Source organism: Limnohabitans sp. 63ED37-2 (assembly GCF_001412535.1).
GTDB lineage: Bacteria > Pseudomonadota > Gammaproteobacteria > Burkholderiales > Burkholderiaceae_C > Limnohabitans_A.
In genome coordinates, this window is sequence record NZ_CP011774.1 from 2,734,728 (window position 1) to 2,754,392 (window position 19,665).

18 protein-coding genes are annotated in these 19,665 nt (G+C 60.2%); 1 reads left to right on the forward strand and 17 read right to left on the reverse strand.

Annotated elements, in window-relative coordinates:
* Position 1 precedes the first annotated feature (1 nt).
* From hisB to L63ED372_RS12955, 17 genes are all read right to left on the reverse strand, one after another.
* Entirely contained in the window at positions 2–592 is a 591-nt protein-coding gene (hisB, locus tag L63ED372_RS12875; protein ID WP_062406343.1) for an imidazoleglycerol-phosphate dehydratase HisB, read from the reverse strand.
* Entirely contained in the window at positions 589–1,671 is a 1,083-nt protein-coding gene (hisC, locus tag L63ED372_RS12880; RefSeq protein ID WP_062406345.1) for a histidinol-phosphate transaminase, read from the reverse strand. Before hisC ends, hisB begins: the two co-directional genes overlap by 4 nt.
* Positions 1,668–3,062, reverse strand: coding sequence for a histidinol dehydrogenase (gene hisD / locus L63ED372_RS12885; protein WP_062406347.1), 1,395 nt, complete (start codon positions 3,060–3,062; stop codon positions 1,668–1,670). Before hisD ends, hisC begins: the two co-directional genes overlap by 4 nt.
* Before the next feature lie 2 nt (positions 3,063–3,064).
* Complete coding sequence (gene hisG / locus L63ED372_RS12890) at positions 3,065–3,706, reverse strand: ATP phosphoribosyltransferase (protein ID WP_062406349.1); 642 nt, start codon at positions 3,704–3,706, stop codon at positions 3,065–3,067.
* Positions 3,703–4,968, reverse strand: coding sequence for a UDP-N-acetylglucosamine 1-carboxyvinyltransferase (gene murA / locus L63ED372_RS12895; protein ID WP_062406351.1), 1,266 nt, complete (start codon positions 4,966–4,968; stop codon positions 3,703–3,705). Before murA ends, hisG begins: the two co-directional genes overlap by 4 nt.
* 38 nt (positions 4,969–5,006) lie before the next feature.
* Positions 5,007–5,249, reverse strand: a complete 243-nt coding sequence (locus L63ED372_RS12900; protein ID WP_062406353.1) for a BolA family protein — start codon at positions 5,247–5,249, stop codon at positions 5,007–5,009.
* Positions 5,250–5,255: 6 nt separating this feature from the next.
* Complete coding sequence (locus L63ED372_RS12905; protein WP_062406355.1) at positions 5,256–6,011, reverse strand: ABC transporter permease; 756 nt, start codon at positions 6,009–6,011, stop codon at positions 5,256–5,258.
* Positions 6,008–6,943: an ABC transporter ATP-binding protein gene (locus tag L63ED372_RS12910; RefSeq protein WP_062406357.1), complete on the reverse strand. Its 936-nt coding sequence runs from the start codon at positions 6,941–6,943 to the stop codon at positions 6,008–6,010. Before L63ED372_RS12910 ends, L63ED372_RS12905 begins: the two co-directional genes overlap by 4 nt.
* An 84-nt stretch (positions 6,944–7,027) precedes the next feature.
* Positions 7,028–7,312 (reverse strand): STAS domain-containing protein, encoded by a 285-nt coding sequence (locus L63ED372_RS12915; protein WP_062406359.1) that lies wholly within the window; start codon positions 7,310–7,312, stop codon positions 7,028–7,030.
* A gap of 12 nt (positions 7,313–7,324) precedes the next feature.
* Positions 7,325–7,981: an MlaC/ttg2D family ABC transporter substrate-binding protein gene (locus L63ED372_RS12920; protein WP_062406361.1), complete on the reverse strand. Its 657-nt coding sequence runs from the start codon at positions 7,979–7,981 to the stop codon at positions 7,325–7,327.
* A 52-nt stretch (positions 7,982–8,033) separates the two neighbouring features.
* Positions 8,034–8,771 (reverse strand): MlaA family lipoprotein, encoded by a 738-nt coding sequence (locus tag L63ED372_RS12925; RefSeq protein ID WP_062406363.1) that lies wholly within the window; start codon positions 8,769–8,771, stop codon positions 8,034–8,036.
* Positions 8,768–9,247 (reverse strand): outer membrane lipid asymmetry maintenance protein MlaD, encoded by a 480-nt coding sequence (gene mlaD, locus L63ED372_RS12930; protein ID WP_062406365.1) that lies wholly within the window; start codon positions 9,245–9,247, stop codon positions 8,768–8,770. Before mlaD ends, L63ED372_RS12925 begins: the two co-directional genes overlap by 4 nt.
* Before the next feature lie 10 nt (positions 9,248–9,257).
* Positions 9,258–10,040, reverse strand: a complete 783-nt coding sequence (gene mlaE, locus L63ED372_RS12935) for a lipid asymmetry maintenance ABC transporter permease subunit MlaE (RefSeq protein WP_062406368.1) — start codon at positions 10,038–10,040, stop codon at positions 9,258–9,260.
* Positions 10,037–10,852, reverse strand: a complete 816-nt coding sequence (locus tag L63ED372_RS12940) for an ABC transporter ATP-binding protein (RefSeq protein WP_062406370.1) — start codon at positions 10,850–10,852, stop codon at positions 10,037–10,039. The genes mlaE and L63ED372_RS12940 overlap by 4 nt, the downstream gene beginning before the upstream one ends.
* A 105-nt stretch (positions 10,853–10,957) precedes the next feature.
* Complete coding sequence (locus L63ED372_RS12945; RefSeq protein ID WP_062406372.1) at positions 10,958–12,439, reverse strand: glutamate synthase subunit beta; 1,482 nt, start codon at positions 12,437–12,439, stop codon at positions 10,958–10,960.
* 29 nt (positions 12,440–12,468) lie between these two features.
* Positions 12,469–17,163, reverse strand: a complete 4,695-nt coding sequence (locus L63ED372_RS12950) for a glutamate synthase-related protein (protein ID WP_062406374.1) — start codon at positions 17,161–17,163, stop codon at positions 12,469–12,471.
* A 132-nt stretch (positions 17,164–17,295) separates the two neighbouring features.
* The gene (locus L63ED372_RS12955; protein WP_062406376.1) at positions 17,296–17,991 is read right to left on the reverse strand and encodes a transposase; all 696 of its coding nucleotides are present in this window, start codon (positions 17,989–17,991) and stop codon (positions 17,296–17,298) included.
* Between the two features lie 122 nt (positions 17,992–18,113).
* Here L63ED372_RS12955 and L63ED372_RS12960 point away from each other — a divergent pair, with 122 nt between their 5' ends.
* Entirely contained in the window at positions 18,114–19,658 is a 1,545-nt protein-coding gene (locus L63ED372_RS12960) for a rhodanese-like domain-containing protein (RefSeq protein ID WP_062406378.1), read from the forward strand.
* Positions 19,659–19,665 lie beyond the last annotated feature (7 nt).

The window sequence follows — 19,665 nt, forward strand, 5'->3', positions numbered from 1 at the left end:
TTCAGAGACTTCCTTTGGTCGAGGGGATCACGCCCACCGAGCGCGGATCGAGTTCGAGTGCGGCACGCACGGCGCGGGCGAAGGCCTTGAAGATGGTCTCGCACTGATGGTGCGCATTGACACCCTTGAGGTTGTCGATGTGCAGTGTGCACAGCGCATGGTTGACAAAGCCCTGGAAGAACTCATAAACCAGTTGCGTGTCCAGCGTACCCAGCGAGCCGGAAGTGAAGTTCACATCCATGTGCAAACCAGGGCGGCCCGAAAAATCCACCACCACGCGAGTTAGGGCTTCGTCGAGCGGCACGTAGGCGTGGCCATAACGGCGGATGCCTTTTTTGTCGCCAATGGCCTGCGCAAATGCCTGGCCCAAGGTGATGCCGATGTCTTCGACCGTGTGGTGACCGTCGATGTGCAAGTCGCCTTCACAAGCGATGTCCAAGTCGATCAAACCGTGACGCGCGATCTGGTCGAGCATGTGGTCCAGAAAACCGATGCCCGAAGCCAGCTTGGCTTGGCCCGTGCCGTCGAGGTTTAGGGCGACACGGATGTTCGTCTCGGCCGTCTTGCGGGTGACTGCAGCGGTGCGGTTCATAAGGAAGCTTTCAGAGCGGCAAGGAGTTGGTCGTTTTCTGCGGCCGTGCCCACCGTCAGGCGCAGGCAGTTGGCGAGCAATGGGTGCATTTTAGAAATGTTCTTGATCAGCACACCGTGGGCCTTCAGACCCTCAAAGGTTTTGGCCGCATCGGGCACGCGGGCCAGGATCATGTTGGCCTCGCTGGGGAACGGGGTCACACCGGGCCAGGTGGCGAGTTCTTTCAGCAAACGGGCACGCTGCTCGCGCAGGTCTTTGGCTTGTGCTACAAACACCTCGGCGTGCTCCAGGGCAAACAGCGCACACTCGTAATTCAACACGCTGATGTTGTAGGGTGGGCGCACTTTGTCGATCTCGGCGATCAGCGCCCTGGGGCCGATCATGTAGCCCAGACGCACACCTGCCAGGCCGAATTTGCTGAGCGTGCGCATCAACAGGACATGCGAATGGCGCATGATGCGGTCCATGTAGCTCTTGCTGGCAAAGGGTTGGTAGGCCTCGTCCATGACGACCAGGCCACCTTGTGCGCCTTGGGCCAACACGATTTTCTCGATCGTCTCGTCGTTCCACAGGTTGCCCGTGGGGTTGTTGGGGTAAGCCAGGTAAACAATGGAAGGCTTGTGCTGATCGATGGCGGCCAGCATGGCGGCTTCGTCGAGTTCAAAGTCGGCCGTGAGGGGCACGCCGTGGAAAGCGAGGCCTTGCAGTTGGGCGCTCATCGCGTACATCACAAAGCCCGGCAGCGGGGCCAAGATGCTTGCGCCGGGCACATCGCAGGCCATGGCCAACAAAGAGATCAATTCGTCCGAGCCGTTGCCCAGCATGATGTCGAAGCCTTCGGGCATGCCTGCGTAACTTGCCAGCGCATGGCGCAACTCGTTCACGCGGCCATCGGGGTAGCGGTTGAGCGCCAAGGCCCCCAGTCGCTCGCCCAGCGCTTTTTGCAGCTCAGCGGGCAAGTGGTGTGGGTTTTCCATCGCGTCAAGCTTGACCATGCCGACCGAGTCCTGGATGGCGTAGGCATGCATGGACTGCACGTCTTGACGGATGCGTTGCATCAGTTGGGGGCTCACGGTCATGTCGGCTCTCGCATGGGGGGAACAGGGTTCAAGCGCAACTCAGCGGCGCGGGCGTGCGCTTGCAAACCTTCACCATAGGCCAGCTCGGCGGCGATGCGGCCCAGAGGCTGGGCACCGGCTTCGCTCACCTCGATCAGGCTGCTGCGTTTTTGGAAGTCGTACACGCCCAGTGGCGAGGAGAAACGCGCCGTGCCGCTGGTGGGCAGCACATGGTTGGGACCAGCGCAGTAGTCGCCCAGCGACTCGCTGGTGAAAGCCCCCATAAAGATGGCCCCGGCGTGGCGCAACAGCGGCTCCCAGCGGTGCGGGTCGCGGCTCGACACCTCCAGGTGCTCGGGCGCAATGCGATTGCTGATGGCGCAGGCTTCTTCCATGCTGCGCGTGAGGATCAAAGCGCCCCGGTCGTTGAGCGACTTGGCGATGATCTCGCGGCGGGGCATGGTGGGCAGCAGGCGGTCAATGGCGGCTTGCACTTCGGCGATGTAGGCCGCATCGGGGCACAGCAAGATGCTTTGCGCCAACTCGTCGTGCTCGGCCTGGCTGAACAAATCCATCGCCACCCAATCGGCGGGCGTGCTGCCATCGGCCAAGACCAGAATTTCTGAGGGGCCCGCGATCATGTCGATGCCCACGGTGCCGAACACCCGCTTTTTGGCACTGGCCACATAGGCGTTGCCCGGGCCGGTGATCTTGTCCACTTTGGGGATGGTGGCGGTGCCATAGGCCAAAGCCGCCACGGCTTGCGCACCACCCACCGTGAAGGCACGCGTGACACCCGCCACATAGGCGGCGGCCAACACGAGTTCATTGCGCTCACCCCGGCTGGAAGCGGTCGCCTCTCCAGAGCCGCCCGTGGCCACGCTGCCGCGCACGGGGGTGGGCACCACCATGATGATGTCTTGCACACCGGCCACATGCGCGGGGATGGCGTTCATCAACACCGAAGAAGGGTAAGCGGCTTTGCCACCAGGCACATAAATGCCCACGCGGTCGAGCGGTGTGACTTTTTGACCGAGCAGCGTGCCGTCTTCGTCGCGGTAGCTCCAGCTCTCGCCCGAGGCCTTTTTCTGGGCTTCGTGGTACGTGCGCACGCGTGCGGCGGCGGCTTGTAGGGCTTCGCGTTGTGCGGCGGGCAGGCTGTCGAGTGCCGCTTTCAGTTCGGCTTGGGTGATCTCCAAAGCTTTCACATCGGGCGCTTGCAGGCCATCAAAACGCTGGGTGTATTCCAGAACGGCGTCATCGCCACGCTTTTGCACATCGGCCAGGATGTCGGCCACACGTCGCTCGATGGCGGCGTCGGTGTCGGCAGACCAATGCAGGCGGGCCGCAAAGGCCGCTTCAAAACCGGCGTCGGCCGTGTTCAGTTGCAAAGGTTTGGGGTGCAATCCCATGTTCAGTCTTTCTTCACTGCGCCCGCAAAGGCGTCGATGATGGCGCGGATCGGCGCTTGCTTGAGTTTGAGCGCCGCCTGGTTCACGACCAAGCGCGAGCTGATGTCCATGATGCGTTCGACCTCGACCAAATGGTTGGCCTTGAGCGTGTTGCCGGTGGACACCAGATCGACGATGGCATCGGCCAGGCCCGTGAGTGGCGCCAGCTCCATGCTGCCGTACAGCTTGATCAGGTCAACGTGCACGCCTTTGGTGGCAAAAAAGTCGCGGGCGATGGTCGTGTATTTGGTGGCCACTTTCAGGCGAGCACCTGTGCGCACCAGCGCCGCGTAGTCGTCATCGGCCCGCACCGCCACGCTCATGCGGCATTTGGCGATGTTCAGGTCAAGCGGCTGATACAAGCCCTGGCCGCCATGCTCAATGAGGGTGTCAAGACCGGTCACACCCAGATCGGCTCCGCCGTATTCCACATAGGTGGGCACATCGCTGGCCCGCACCAGCACCACACGCACGTTGGCTTGGTTGGTGGGCAAGATCAGCTTGCGCGATTTTTCGGGGTCTTCGAGCACCTCGATGCCAGCGGCTTTGAGCAGCGGCAGGGTTTCGTCAAAGATGCGTCCTTTGGACAGGGCCAGCGTGATCATTTGACTCTTTCAATGTCGGCACCCAGGCCGCGCAGTTTCAATTCCATCCGGTCGTAGCCGCGGTCCAGGTGGTAAATGCGGTCGACGATGGTTTCGCCTTCGGCCACCAAACCGGCAATCACCAAGCTGGCTGAGGCCCGCAAATCGGTGGCCATCACGGTAGCGCCCGAGAGCTTTTCCACGCCCTCGATCACCGACACCTTGCCGTCGATCTGGATGTGCGCACCCAGGCGCACCAGCTCGTTGACGTGCATGAAGCGGTTTTCAAAAATCGTTTCGGTCACTTTGCTCGCGCCTTGCGAGATGCAGTTGAGCGCCATGAACTGCGCCTGCATGTCGGTCGGAAAACCCGGGTATTCGGTGGTGCGAAAGCTCTGGGCCTTCAGTCGGCCGTCGGCCTTGACGCGGATGAAATCATTACCCGCCTCGATGGTGGCCCCGGCATCACGCAGCTTTTCGATGACCACTTCGAGGTGGTCGGCGCGGCCGTGACGCAAGACCACATCGCCGCCCGTGGCCGCCACAGCACAAAGGAAGGTGCCCGCTTCGATGCGGTCGGCCACCACTTGGTGCTCACAACCGTGCAAACGGTCCACACCCTGAATGCGGATGCGGCGCGTGCCGTGGCCTTCGATCTTCGCGCCCATCTTGATCAGCATCTCGGCCAGGTCGGGAATCTCGGGCTCCTGGGCGGCGTTTTCGAGCACCGTCTCGCCTTCGGCCAAAGCAGCAGCCATCATGAAGTTTTCAGTGCCGGTGACGGTGACCATGTCGGTGGTGATGTGTGCACCTTTGAGGCGCGTGCGGCCTTGGGGCAAGCTGGCCAGCATGTAGCCGTGGTCCACCGTGATGACCGCACCCATGGCCTGCAGGCCTTTGATGTGCTGGTCGACCGGGCGCGAGCCAATGGCGCAACCGCCGGGCAGCGACACCTTGGCGTGGCCAAAGCGTGCCAACAAAGGACCCAGCGCCAACACCGAGGCCCGCATGGTTTTCACCAGTTCGTAAGGAGCTTCAGGGTTGTTCAAAGCCCCGGCATTCAGCGTGACGCGACCGTCTTCGTGGTGCTCAGCTGTCACGCCCATGTTGCGGATCAGCTTGAGCATGGTCGAGACGTCTTGCAGGCGCGGCACATTGGCCAGCGTGACGGGCTCGGCGCTCAGCAAAGCGGCGCACAACTCGGGCAGGGCAGCGTTCTTGGCGCCCGACACATCGAGCGTGCCTTGCAGGCGGTGGCCACCGCGAATTTTCAGTTTATCCATGGGTCAGGTCAGTGCGTTGTGGCCCGAAGGCCTTCGGTTCATTTCGCCTGGGCAGCCCATTCGGCGGGCGTGTAGGTCTTCATCGACAAGGCGTGCACCTCGTCTGTGTGCATTTTTTGGCCCAGCGTGGCGTACACCCGTTGGTGCCGGGCAATGGGGCGCATGCCCGCAAAGGTTTCGGACACGACCACAGCGCTCCAGTGGCGACCATCACCCTCCACGCTCAGGTGGGTGCACGAAAGGCCTGCGGCGATGATGGCTTGGAGTTGCTCAGCGTTCATGGGGTTTCAGCTTCGGATTTTGTAGCCGATGCGCAAAAGGTGAAGGGTCAAGGCACTGATGGCGGCCAAGGCAGTGCCCACCACCGCCAGGCTGATCCATGGGGAAACATCGCTTTGGCCAAAAAAGCCATAACGGAAGCCATCGATCATGTAGAAAAACGGGTTCAGGTGGCTGAGCTTTTGCCAAAACGGCGGCAAGGACTGGATGGAATAAAACACACCCGACAAAAACGTCATGGGCATGATGATGAAGTTCTGGAAGGCGGCCATTTGGTCAAACTTCTCGGCCCACAGCCCAGCAATCACACCCAAAGAGCCCATCAAAGCCGCGCCCATGACGGCAAAGGCCAAAATCCAAAACGGGTTGACGAAGGTGATGTTGACCATCCAGCCGGTGATGACGAAGACGCCCAAGCCCACGGCCAGCCCGCGCACCACCGAAGAGCCCACATAGGCCACAAACCAGCTGCGGTGCGACAAAGGCGTGAGCAACAAAAACACCAAGCTGCCCATGATCTTGCTTTGCACCAGGCTCGACGAGCTGTTGGCAAAAGCGTTTTGCAGCACGCCCATCATCATCAGGCCCGGCAGCAAAAACGAGGTGTAGGCCACACTGTCGTAGACCTTGACGTGGTCTTCGAGCACATGGCCGAAGATGAGCATGTACAGCACCGAGGTGAGCACGGGGGCCCCTACGGTCTGGAAAGCCACTTTCCAAAAACGCAGCACCTCTTTGTAGAGCAGGGTTTGCCAGCCGGTCATGCCAGGGCCCCCGCGGCGGTTTGTTTGCGGTTCATGACTTCGAGGAACACGTCTTCCAGGTCGGCTTGGCGAATTTCAACATCTTCAGCGACCAAGCCAGCGGTGCGTATGGTGGCGAGGTGTTTTTCAATCTCGACCGCATTGTGCACGGGCAGCTGAACGATGCGGCCCGTGACGCGGGCGATGGCGGCCACGGCAGGCGGCAAGTCGCCGTCGAGCTTGAAACGCAGCACTTGGCTGGTGGCCGAACGCAGCAAGTCAGACGTGCGCTCGAGCGCCAGCAATTGGCCGCGCTTGAGCATGGCAATGCGGCCACACAGGGCCTCAGCCTCTTCGAGGTAATGGGTGGTGAGCAAGACGGTGTGGCCTTGCTTGTTGAGTTTGGCGATGAAGGCCCACAAAGTCTGGCGCAGCTCCACATCGACCCCAGCAGTGGGCTCGTCGAGCACGATCACACGTGGTTTGTGCACCAAAGCTTGGGCCACCAGCACACGGCGCTTCATGCCGCCTGAGAGTTGGCGCATGTTGGATCCCGCCTTGTCGGCCAAGCCCAAACTCTCCAACAATTCGTCGATCCAGGCCTCGTTTTTCTTGACGCCGAAATAGCCCGACTGAATGCGCAGCGATTCGCGCACCGTGAAAAAGGGGTCAAACACCAGCTCTTGTGGCACCACGCCCAGCAGGCGGCGTGCAGCGGCGTAATCACTTTGCACATCGTGGCCATGCACCAACACACGCCCGGTGGTGGGTCGACTCAGGCCCGCCAAGGTGCTGATCAGGGTGGTTTTGCCCGCACCGTTGGGACCGAGCAGACCAAAGAATTCGCCCTCCTCCACATCAAAGCTGACTTGGTTGAGCGCTTTGAACGTGGCTGCGCCCGCCTGTTTGGCTGGGTAGATCTTGGAGACGGATTGAAAAGAGAGCGCTGGCATGAGAGACGTCTATTTTAAGTGCTGACCCACATACCGCGGGGCCAAGCCTGAAGATCGGCCCCAAAAGACCCGGAAACCGCGCAGTCAAACGGGTTGGAGCAGGTCCATCACCCCATACAAACTGGCCAATTCGCGCAGGCGCGGCGTCATGCCCTCGACCCGCAAAGCACTGCCTTTGTGCCCCAGCAACCGGCGCAAACCCAGCAGCACGGCCAGCGCCGAGGAGTCAAATTCCGTCAATTCCGAGGCGTCGAGTGCCACCTCGTGCGGCAAAGCGGTAGTCGATTGCGCCAATTGAGACGCCCACAGCGCCAAACAGGCATCGGCCTGATCGTGCAGCAAGGTGGCGGGTAATTTCAGGGGACTCATGACCAAAACGAATCAAGACGCCTTGGCGTTGGACTTGTTGCGTGCGGCCAAGCTGGCGATCAGCGCGTCAATGCCACCGGCATTGATTTCTTTGGTGAACTGGTTGCGGTAGTTTTCGATCAGCCACACGCCCAAGACGTTGAGGTCAAAAATCATCCAGCCAGAACCTTGACCCGGGGTTTTTTCGAGGCGGTAGTCCAGCTGAATCGGGTCCCCTTTGCCACGCACCTCGGTGTTGACCACCAGGTTTTTGTCGTCCTGACCGGCCCGCAAGGGCTTGACCACCACGACTTGGTCGGTGATCTGGCTCAGGGCGCCCGAGTAGGTGCGCACTAACAAGACCTTGAACTCTTCTTGCAAGCGCTTTTGTTGCTCGGGCGTCGCCTTGCGCCAGGCCGGGCCCGTGGCCAGAGCGGTCATGCGGCGGAAGTTCACATGCGGCATCAGCTGCGTGTCGACCAGCTGCATGATCTTGTTGATGTCGCCGTTGCGCAGCGCCTTGTCGGCCTTAATGGTGTTGAGCGTGTCGTTGGTGACGCGCTGAATGAAGGCCTCGGGCGCCTCGTCGGCGGCCATGGCCTGGCCGGACACCCCCAACAAGCTGGCGGCCAAAGAGGCCGCCAGGACATGGCGGCGGCTCAGGAAAATTGCGGTATCGGTTTTGAACATGAAACAACTATAGGGCCTGCGGCCAACATGCGTGTGAACAACTGTAACGGGCTTATTTCGGGTCGGAAACTCCGTCCCCGTAGTCGAAACTCGATGGGGGGTTGCCGTCGTAAATGTCGTTGCGGCGTTTTTGCAAATAGCCATCCCGCACAAAAGAATAGGGGTCCAGCGATGCAGCCTTGACCACGTCCACTGTTTGCAGCAGTCCCGAGCGGATGTCCAAAATGCGGGTGGCGGTCAAAGCGTTGCGAGTGGCCTCGTCCGAGAACCGCTGTGACGCATCACCCTGCATGTCCAGCGGCAAGGCCAGGCTGTCACGCAAGGTGGACGGCCCGAGCAATGGCAGCACCACATAGGGGCCGGGCTTGACGCCCCAGTGGCCCAGGGTCTGGCCAAAGTCTTCCTTGCGTTTTTCAAGGCGCATTTCGGTCGCCACGTCCAGCAAGCCACCCAGCCCCAAAAACGTGTTCACGTGAATGCGCATGAAGGTCTCCACGGTGGCCTGCCCCTTGAGCTGCAGAGCACTGTTGGCCATGGACCAGACATCGCCCAAATTGCCCAAAAAGTTGCTCACGCCTGTGCGCACAAAGCTGGGCAGTGCCTTCACATACAACTGCGCTGCGGGCTTGATGGCGACCGTGTCCACCACTTCATTGAATTGGTAGACGCTGCGGTTCATCGACTCCCATGGGTCTCGTGCATCGGCGGTTTGCACGGTAGCGCAGCCCTGCAAGACCAGCAGGCTGGCCAACATCGCCAGCGATGCCATGCGTTTCGTCCAGGCGATCATGGTTTTTGACTTTCAGGAGCGGATTTTTCGGCCTGGCTGAACAAGAACTGGCTGATCAGGTTTTCCAGGATGACGGCCGACTGGGTGGAGCCAATGCGGTCTCCGGCGGCCAGGTTTTTCTCGTCAGCGCCGGGCGCGACGTCAAGGTATTGCTCACCCAGTAATCCGCTGGTGAGGATCTTGAGGGAACTGTCTTGCGGAAAGGCGTGCTGGGGCTGCATCCCCAAGGTGACCTTGGCTTGGAAGGACTCGCCGTCAAATTCGATCTTCTTGACACGACCGACCACCACCCCGGCACTCTTGACCGCAGCGCCGGGCTTGAGCCCGCCGATGTTGTCGAACTTGGCCGTGACCTCGTAGTCTTGGTTGAAGCTCCAAGTCAGCAAGTTGGCCGCCTTGAGCGCCAAAAACAGCACGGCCACGGCCCCGAGCATGACAAACAAACCAACCCATACATCATTTTTTGAACGTTGCATGCCGTCCTCCTCAAATGCTGAACATCATCGCGGTCAGGATGAAGTCCAGACCCAACACCGACAAAGATGAAACCACCACGCTGCGGGTCGTGGCACTGGCCACGCCTTCAGGGGTGGGCTTGGCCACATAGCCTTGGAGCAAGGCGATGAAGGTCACGGCCACACCAAACACCACGCTTTTGATGATGCCGTTGCCCACGTCCTTGAACACGTCGACGCCGCCCTGCATCTGGCTCCAGAAGGACCCTGCATCCACACCAATCAACAAGACACCCACCACATAGCCGCCCAGAATACCCACCGCACTGAACACCGCAGCCAGCAAGGGCAAAGCGATGATGCCACCCCAAAAGCGCGGGGCCAAAATGCGTTGCAGCGGGTCCACCGCCATCATCTCCAGGGCGGTAAGTTGCTCACCCGCACGCATCAGGCCGATCTCGGCCGTGAGCGATGCCCCGGCGCGACCCGCAAACAGCAAAGCGGCCACCACCGGACCCAGCTCACGCACCAAGCTCAGGGCCACGAGCAAACCCAGCGCCTCGGCAGAGCCATAACGCTGCAAGGTGTAGTACCCCTGCAAACCCAGCACAAAGCCCACAAACAAGCCAGAAACAGTGATGATGGCCAACGAGTAATTGCCCAAAAAATGGATCTGGTCGCGCACCAGGGCAAAGCGCTTGAGGGCTGCGCCCGTCATGCCCAGCAACTTAAAAAACAAACGCGCGGCGAATCCCCAGTCGGCCAGCAACTGCCTTGTGGATGCGCCTAGAGCGCCCAACAAAGCGGTGATCATGCCGACCTCCGGTCATAGTCTTGCGCGGCCGTAGGTGCTGGGTAATGGAAGGGCACGGGGCCATCGCTTAAAGCGTGCACAAACTGGTGGATCAGCGGGTCGGTGCTGGCCCGCAGCTCAGCGGGCGTGCCTTGCGCGGCCACACCACCGTTGGCCAAAATCACCACATGGTCGGCGATTTCGAAAGTTTCGTTCACATCGTGCGACACCACCACGCTGGTGATGCCCAGGCTGTCGTTGAGACGGCGAATCAGTCGCGCCGCCGTGCCCAGCGAGATCGGGTCAAGACCGGCAAAGGGCTCGTCGTACATGATGAGGTCGGGGTCCAGCGCAATGGCCCGGGCCAAGGCCACACGGCGACTCATGCCACCGGAGATCTCGGAAGGCTTCAGATCCCGCGCACCGCGCAAACCCACCGCATCGAGCTTCATGAGCACGATGTCGCGGATCAAGTCTTCGGACAAACGGGTGTGTTCGCGCAAGGGAAAGGCCACGTTGTCGAACACGCTCATGTCGGTGAACAAGGCGCCGAACTGGAACAGCATGCCCATGCGGCGGCGGGCTGCGTACAAGTCGGGCTGGCGCATGGGGGTGATGTCTTGGCCGTCAAACAGCAGCTGTCCAGCACTGGCCCGGATCTGCCCGCCAATGAGACGCAAAACGGTGGTTTTGCCCCCACCTGACACCCCCATCAGGGCCGTGACTTGTCCTCGCGGCACATTGAAGCTCAGGTTCTTCAAGATGACACGGTCGCCGTACCCGAATGTCAGGTCGCGCAGCTCAACAAGTGGTGGTGTGGATGGGGTGTTCATGAAAAACAAAAGCCGGAGGTGTCCGGCTCTTGTGATGTTAACGAACCAAGGTATACGGTTTGTAAACCTTGGTGGTCTAGGGATTTTACCTAGAACCCGATGGCCTCAGCGTGGCAAGTCGCTTTTGCCCATCAGGAATTCGTCGACCGCGCGTGCGGCTTGGCGGCCTTCGCGGATCGCCCAAACAACCAGTGACTGGCCCCGGCGCATGTCGCCTGCGGCAAACACTTTGTTCACATTGGTGGCATAGCCGCCCGTGAAGTCGGTGCTGGCCTTGGCGTTGCCACGGGCGTCCTTGTCGATGCCAAAGGCGTCGAGCACGGTGGCGACCGGGTTGGTGAAGCCCATGGCGAGCAGGACCATATCGGCTTTGTATTCCTTCTCGGTGCCGGGCACTTCAACCATCTTGCCGTCTTTGAATTCGACATGCACCGTGGTCAATCCGGTGACTTTGCCTTTTTCGCCAGTGAACGCTTTGGTGGAAATGGCGAACTCGCGCTGGAGCAGGCCTTTTTCGGCGCTTTCGTCGTGGCTGGAGCTGGTGCGCAGCTTCATGGGCCAGTAAGGCCAGACCAGCGCCTTGTTTTCTTTTTCAGGCGGCTCGGGCATCACCTCGAACTGGGTGACGCTGACCGCGCCGTGGCGTGTGCTGGTGCCCACACAGTCGCTGCCAGTGTCGCCGCCACCAATCACGATGACGTTTTTACCATCGGCCCGCAGCTGGCCTTTGAGCTTGTCGCCGGCATTCACTTTGTTTTGCTGAGGCAGGAATTCCATCGCGAAATGAATGCCGTCCAGCTCGCGGCCGGGAACGGGCAAGTCACGCGACTGCTCGGAACCACCCGTGAGCAACACCGCGTCGAAGTCCTTCTTAAGTTGCTCGGCAGAAATGGTTTCCTTGGCCCAGTTGGTGACCTTGGAATCCTTGGGCCACTCGCCCACCAGCACGCTGGTGCGGATGGTCACGCCTTCGGCTTGGAGCTGCTCGACGCGGCGGTCAATGTGCGTCTTTTCCATCTTGAAGTCAGGAATGCCGTAACGCAGCAAACCACCCACGCGGTCGTTCTTCTCGAACAAGGTCACGTCGTGGCCAGCGCGAGCCAGCTGCTGTGCGGCGGCGAGGCCTGCGGGGCCTGCGCCAATGATGGCCACGGTCTTGCCGGTCTTGACCTTGGCGGGGCGGGGTGTGACCCAGCCTTCGGCCCAGGCGCGGTCGATGATGGCGTGCTCAATGGACTTGATGCCCACCGCGTCGTCGTTGAAGTTGACCACGCAGGCCGCTTCGCAAGGCGCAGGGCAGATGCGGCCGGTGAACTCGGGGAAATTGTTGGTGCTGTGCAGCACCTCGATCGCGTTCTTCCAGTCACCCTGGTACACCAGGTCGTTGAAGTCCGGGATTATGTTGTTGACCGGGCAGCCGTTGTTGCAAAACGGTGTACCGCAATCCATGCAGCGTGCGGCCTGGGTTTTGGACTGCTCGGGCGTCAAGCCGATCACGAACTCGCTGTAGTTCTTCAAGCGCTCGGTGACGGGCTTGTAGCCCTCTTCGATGCGCTCAAATTCCATGAAACCTGTGATTTTTCCCATGATGTTTCCTTCGATTCTTGACGTGCGGTTCAGGCAGTAACAGGCTGAGCAGCTTTGGCTGCCTTGCGTGCGTTGATCTCACCCAGGGCGCGTTTGTATTCGTTCGGGAACACCTTCACGAACTTGGCACGGGCCGTGGCCCAGTTGTCCAGCAACTCGCGGGCACGCTGGCTGCCGGTCCACTTGTGGTGGTCTTCCAGCAGCTTCTTCAGTTGCGCTTCATCGGCCTGGTCGCGGTGCCAGACCTTGCGGTCCACTTGCGTTTCTTGCTCGGCCACCGACAACACTTTTTCCATGCTGACCATGGCGGTGTTGCAGCGCGAAGCGAATTCACCGTCTTCGTCGTACACATAAGCGATACCGCCGCTCATGCCCGCGCCGAAGTTGCGGCCGGTCTTGCCCAGCACAGCAACCGTGCCGCCAGTCATGTATTCACAACCGTGGTCGCCTGTGCCCTCGACCACAGCCGTGGCACCGGACAGACGCACCGCAAAGCGCTCGCCAGCCACGCCAGCAAAGAAGGCCTCACCTGTGGTTGCGCCGTACATGACGGTGTTGCCCACGATGATGTTTTGCGAGGCCACGCCGCGGAACTCCAGGCTCGGGCGCACCACCACACGGCCACCCGACAAACCTTTGCCGGTGTAGTCGTTGGCTTCGCCGATCAGGTACAGCGTGATGCCCTTGGCCAGGAACGCACCAAACGATTGACCGCCTGTGCCTTCCAGTTGGATGCGCAGGGTGTCGTCAGGCAAACCTTCGGGGTGCACTTTAGTCACCGCACCGGACAACATGGCACCGACAGAGCGGTTCACGTTGCGGGCAACTTCCATGAACTGGACTTTCTCGCCCTTGTCGATGGCAGCGCGGCTCTTGGCGATCAGCACGTTGTCCAGGGCTTTTTCGAGGCCGTGGTCTTGTGTGTCCACATGGCGCACGGCCACCGTGGATTCGACCTGTGGCACAGCCAGCAAGCGACCGAAGTCCAGGCCCTTGGCTTTCCAGTGCTCCACGCCGCTCTTCATGTCGAGCAGGTCGGCACGGCCCACCAGATCGTCGAACTTGGCAATGCCCAACTGCGCCATGATCTGACGCACTTCTTCGGCGATGAAGAAGAAGTAGTTCACAACATGCTCAGGCTTGCCGGTGAACTTCTTGCGCAGTGTGGGGTCTTGTGTAGCAACGCCCACCGGGCAGGTGTTCAGGTGGCACTTGCGCATCATGATGCAGCCCTCGACCACCAGCGGTGCGGTGGCAAAGCCGAACTCGTCTGCACCCAACAAAGCGCCAATCGCCACGTCACGGCCGGTCTTCATTTGACCGTCAGCCTGCACACGGATGCGACCACGCAGGCCGTTCAGCACCAGGGTCTGCTGAGTCTCGGCCAGACCGATTTCCCAAGGCGAACCAGCGTGCTTGACCGACGACCAAGGCGATGCGCCCGTGCCGCCGTCGTGGCCCGCGATCACCACGTGGTCGGCCTTGCACTTGGCCACACCGGCAGCAATCGTGCCGACGCCGATTTCAGACACGAGCTTGACGCTGATGTCGCTGTGGGGGGCCACGTTCTTCAGGTCGTGGATCAGCTGGGCCAAGTCCTCGATGGAATAGATGTCGTGGTGCGGTGGTGGCGAGATCAGACCCACGCCTGGCACCGAGTGGCGCAGCTTGCCGATGTAGTCAGACACTTTGCCGCCGGGCAACTGACCGCCTTCACCGGGCTTGGCGCCTTGGGCCATCTTGATCTGGATCTGGTCGGCGCTCGACAGGTATTCAGCAGTCACACCAAAGCGGCCCGAAGCGACTTGCTTGATGCGCGAACGCAGGCTGTCACCGGCAGCCAAAGGCATGTCCACTTCGACGTTTTCTTCGCCGATCACGCTCTTCAGGGAATCGCCCAACTTGATCGGGATGCCCTTGAGTTCGTTGCGGTAACGGTTGGCGTCTTCACCGCCCTCGCCCGTGTTGCTCTTGCCGCCGATGCGGTTCATGGCCACGGCCAGGGTGGCGTGCGCTTCGGTGGAAATCGAACCCAGCGACATCGCGCCAGTGGCGAAACGCTTGACGATCTCGGCTGCAGGCTCGACCTGCTCCAGCGGAATAGCTTTGGAGGGGTCGATCTTGAACTCGAACAGACCGCGCAGCGTCATGTGGCGCTTGCTTTGGTCGTTGATGATCTGCGCGTATTCCTTGTAGGTGCTGAAGTTGTTGGCACGGGTGGAGTGCTGCAACTTGGCAATCGCGTCGGGCGTCCACATGTGCTCTTCGCCACGGGCACGCCATGCGTACTCACCGCCAGCATCCAACATGGTGGCCAACAAGGGGTCGTCACCAAAGGCGGCGGTGTGCATGCGGAAGGCTTCTTCAGCGATCTCAAACACACCAATGCCACCCACGCGGCTGGAGGTGCCGGTGAAGTACTTGTTGATGGTCTCGGTGTTGATGCCAATGGCTTCGAACAGCTGCGCACCGCAATACGACATGTAGGTCGACACGCCCATCTTGGACATGATCTTGGACAGACCCTTGCCAATCGCCTTGACGTAGTTGTAGATGGCTTTCTCGGCCGACAGGTCACCGGGCAGCTCTTTGTGCAGCGCGGCCAGGGTTTCCATGGCCAAGTAGGGGTGAACAGCTTCTGCGCCGTAACCGGCGAGCACAGCAAAGTGGTGCACTTCGCGGGCGGTGCCGGTCTCAACCACCAAGCCGGCGGTGGTGCGCAGACCAGCCGTCACCAAGTGCTGGTGGATGGCGGACAGCGCCAACAAGGCAGGCACGGCCACTTGGGTGGCGTTCACACCACGGTCGCTGATGATCAGGATGTTGTGGCCGCCCTTGATGGCGTCCACGGCTTCGGCGCACAGCGAGGCCAGCTTGGCTTCCACGCCTTCACGGCCCCACAAGGCGGGGTAAGTGATGTCGAGTGTCGCGCTCTTGAACTTGCCTTTGGTGGCTTGCTCGATGTTGCGCAGCTTGGCCATGTCGGCGAAGTCCAGGATAGGCTGGCTGACCTCCAAGCGCATCGGCGGGTTGACCTGGTTGATGTCCAGCAAGTTCGGCTTGGGGCCGATGAAGGACACCAGCGACATCACGATCGCTTCGCGGATCGGGTCGATCGGGGGGTTGGTCACTTGCGCGAACAACTGCTTGAAGTAGTTGTACAGCGGCTTGTTTTTGTCGGACAGCACGGCCAGCGGGCTGTCGTTGCCCATGGAACCAATGGCTTCTTCACCGGCAGAGGCCATGGGTGCCAACAAGAATTTGATGTCTTCTTGGGTGGTGCCAAAAGCTTGTTGCAGGTCGAGCAAAGGCACGGCGGAGGCCGCGGCTTGCACAGGGGCTTCGGCCACGTCGTCGAGCTTGACGCGCAGGTTTTCGATCCACTGCTTGTAGGGCTTGGCGCTGGCCAGGCCGGCTTTCAACTCTTCGTCGTTGATCATGCGGCCTTGTTCCAGATCGATCAGGAACATCTTGCCGGGCTGCAAACGCCACTTGCGCACGATCTTGCTCTCAGGAATCGGCAACACGCCGGTCTCGGAACCCATGATGACCATGTCGTCGTCGGTGATGATGTAGCGCGAGGGGCGCAGGCCGTTGCGGTCCAGCGTGGCGCCAATCTGGCGGCCGTCGGTGAACACGATCGAGGCTGGGCCGTCCCAAGGTTCCAACATCGCCGCGTGGTATTCGTAGAAAGCCTTGCGGCGCTCGTCCATGGTGGTGTGTTGTTCCCATGGCTCAGGGATCATCATCATCACGGCCTGGCTGATGGGGTAACCCGCCATCGTCAGCAGTTCCAGGCAGTTGTCGAATGTGGCGGTGTCGGACTGACCGGCGAAGCTGATGGGGTACAGCTTTTGCAGGTCATTGGCCAGCACGGGCGAGGACATCACGCCTTCGCGGGCCTTCATCCAGTTGTAGTTGCCCTTGACGGTGTTGATCTCGCCGTTGTGCGCCACATAGCGGTAGGGGTGAGCCAATGGCCACTCGGGGAAGGTGTTGGTGGAGAAACGCTGGTGTACCAAGCCCAAAGCCGAGACGCAGCGCTCGTCTTGCAGGTCGAGGTAATAGGTGCCCACTTGATCCGCCAGCAGCAAGCCCTTGTAAACCGCGGTGCGGCTGGACATGCTGGGGATGTAGTACTCGTTGCTGTGGGTCAGGCGCAGGTTCTGGATGGCGGCGCTGGCCGTCTTGCGGATCACGTACAGCTTGCGCTCCAAAGCGTCTTGCACAATCACATCGGCGCCACGGCCGATGAAGATCTGACGCATGATTGGCTCTTTTTCGCGCACGGTGGGCGACATGGGCATGTCGCGGTTCACTGGCACATCGCGCCAGCCCAGCACCACCTGGCCTTCGGCCTTGACGGCACGCTCGAGTTCTTGTTCGCAAGCCATACGCGAGGCATGCTCTTTGGGCAAGAAGACCATGCCGACGCCGTATTCACCAAACGGTGGCAAAGCCACGCCTTGCTTGGCCATCTCGTCGCGGTACAGCGCATCGGGCAGCTGAATCAGGATACCGGCACCGTCGCCCATGAGCGCATCGGCACCTACAGCACCCCGGTGGTCCAGGTTTTCCAGGATCTTGAGCGCCTGGGTCACGATGGCGTGGGTCTTGTGTCCTTTGATGTGGGCCACAAAGCCGACACCACAAGCATCGTGCTCGTTGGCGGGGTCATACAGACCGGTCGATTGGAAATGTTCTTTTGCACTGGCCGAAGTCATGGGCGCTCCTAGGGGTTTTCACGCAGACCGAAGAGTGTAGTGCACTGCAGCATCCATGCCAAACTTTTTAATTGGGGTCAGATCCCAATTAATTTAGCTTATGACCTGGTTTTTATTTAATTAGGGACAGATTCAATCAAGGGTCTTTTTGGCCGGTCGGCCGGCCTTGCCCGGCACCAAGCGCCGCTGAGTGGCTTGCTGCAAGCCACCCACAAAGTCGGCCGACCCCAAAGCCCAACCCGACAAGGCACTTTGTGTGAGTTGGTCCTTTTCGCGCTGCGCCAGGCCGGTCTGCACCAGCTCGGCATACGCCGCCTCTCGGGCAAAGGGGGTGTTGCCCAAGCCCCAAAACAGGGCATGCGGTTTCACCAACTTGTCACTCACCTGCCCAATACAGTGCCTGTGGCTGGACCATTTGAAGTCGGCGGCTTGCGCCACCATGCCCGCCCGCACCGGGTTCAGGTCGATGTAGACCATGCAGGCCAACAAATACCGCTCGCTCTCAATCAGGTTGCTGCGGTAGCGCCCCTCCCACAGCGTGCCGGTGCGTTGGTGCCGCAAATTGAAGTAGCGCACATAGGCCCGCCCCACCGCCTGCATCATCTGCGGCAGCCCCTCGTCGGTCTCGGGCGTCAACAACAGATGAAAGTGGTTGTCCATGATCACATACGCATGGATGGCCACCTTGAAAGCCTGCGCATGCTCCTGCCACAGCGCCAACAAACGCTCGCGGTCCGCATCGTCGCGCACGATGAGTTGACGATCATTGCCGCGCTGAATGACGTGGTGCGGGTAAGCGGCAACGGTGAGGCGGGGTTGGCGGGCCATGGGGAACTCCCTGAAAGAGACTGGCAGTTTAATTGGGATCTGACCCCAATTAAATCACCCCGGAATCACTACTTTCTTATGCAAAATACGGGGCTGTTGTTTAACTGTTGCGCGAGGTCCTGATGAACCGAGTTTTCAAAGCCTTGACTTTGTGTCTGTCGCTTTGGCTGTCCTCCAACTTGAACGCCATGACTCTGGAGCGCGTCGGCAACGACCTTTTCGCCACAGGGCCCACGGTCGATCAGGACTTTTTACAGTTCAAGGAGGCTTTCGCCAAAGGCGGCATAGAGCGATTGATTTTGGTCAACGGGCCTGGGGGTGACTTGTGGACCGGCATGCAAGTGGCAAGGATGGTGCAAAGCGCCAAGATCAAAACGGTGGCTTCCGGTTTCTGCATGTCGGCTTGTTCATTGATTTTTATGGCGGGTCAAGAACGCGCATTTGGCACGGGTAGCTTGCCAAGAACCACCATGGTCGGCATCCACGGCGCACACGACAAGGACTCGAAACGGGTCAACACCACGCACATGCCTCAGATGTATGCCTTGTACAAACAACAAATGGGCGAAAAATTCGATGCTCAGGTCATCAACCAAGCCCTTTACGACATCAAAGAGGCCTCTGGATTTTTAAGGATTCGCGAGCTCCAACGCACGCAAGAAAAAGACCGCACGCCGTGGTTCTGTCCCACTGGCCAAACACCTTTCGAACAATGCCAGCAATACACTGGCAAAGATGCATTCAGTCTGGGCGTGGTGACACAAGCCGACACCGTGCCGCTGCAATTGCCCGACAGCATGAAGGTACAACTGGGCTTTTTTGGCAAATCCCTGGGCGAGCCCATCTTGGACATGCATGACCGCGCGGGAACACTGATTGAAGGGCTTTGCAATGGCCAATTGCTGTGCAAGACCATTGGTCAACGGACCTTCACCAACTATCTGAGTGCCAACCACAACAAAGCCCTGGCCATCGGCTGGGGCAAGATGGGATACGGTGTGCGATGGGGTGTGGATGACCCCGGACGGGCCATGTTGGGAGCGCTGTACCAGTGCAACCACGCCAAAAACAACCCCAAACTTTGTCGTTTGGTGTCCGTCAACGAGCATGAAGTGCTCCCCCTCTACGAAGAGGCGCAAAGCCAAGCCCTTACCTTGTCTGGTCAGCTGCCAGCACCTGCTCCTTCGCTCAGTCAAGCCGAACGCGATGAGCCAGGCGGCAGCGCCCCTTCGCGTTTGCGCACCGGTAACCAGGTCACTGGCATGACCCCCAAATCACTGGACGGCGTACAGCGCTGGGACACGGCGACCTTGGCTCAGGCCATGAAAAAAAGCGACCGGCCAGTTGTCATCGACACGGCCGTTTTTGGCCCGGTGATTCCCGGTGCGCTGAATTTCATCAACAGCGGACTGGCTTTCGACGATGAGAAGTTGGATCAAGCTTATAACGAGCGCTTTCGCCACATGATGTTGGCCGCAGCGCCTGATTTGAACCAAGCTGTGGTGTTCTATTGCGCCAGCTCAGAATGCTGGTTGTCGGTGAACGCAGCCATGCGGGCTCGCCAACTGGGCTACACCCAAGTCATCTGGTACCGAGGGGGCATGGCTGCATGGATGCAAGCAGGCCTACCCACTGTAGGAAGAGTGCCTGTGGCTGTCATTTACTGACCCAAGC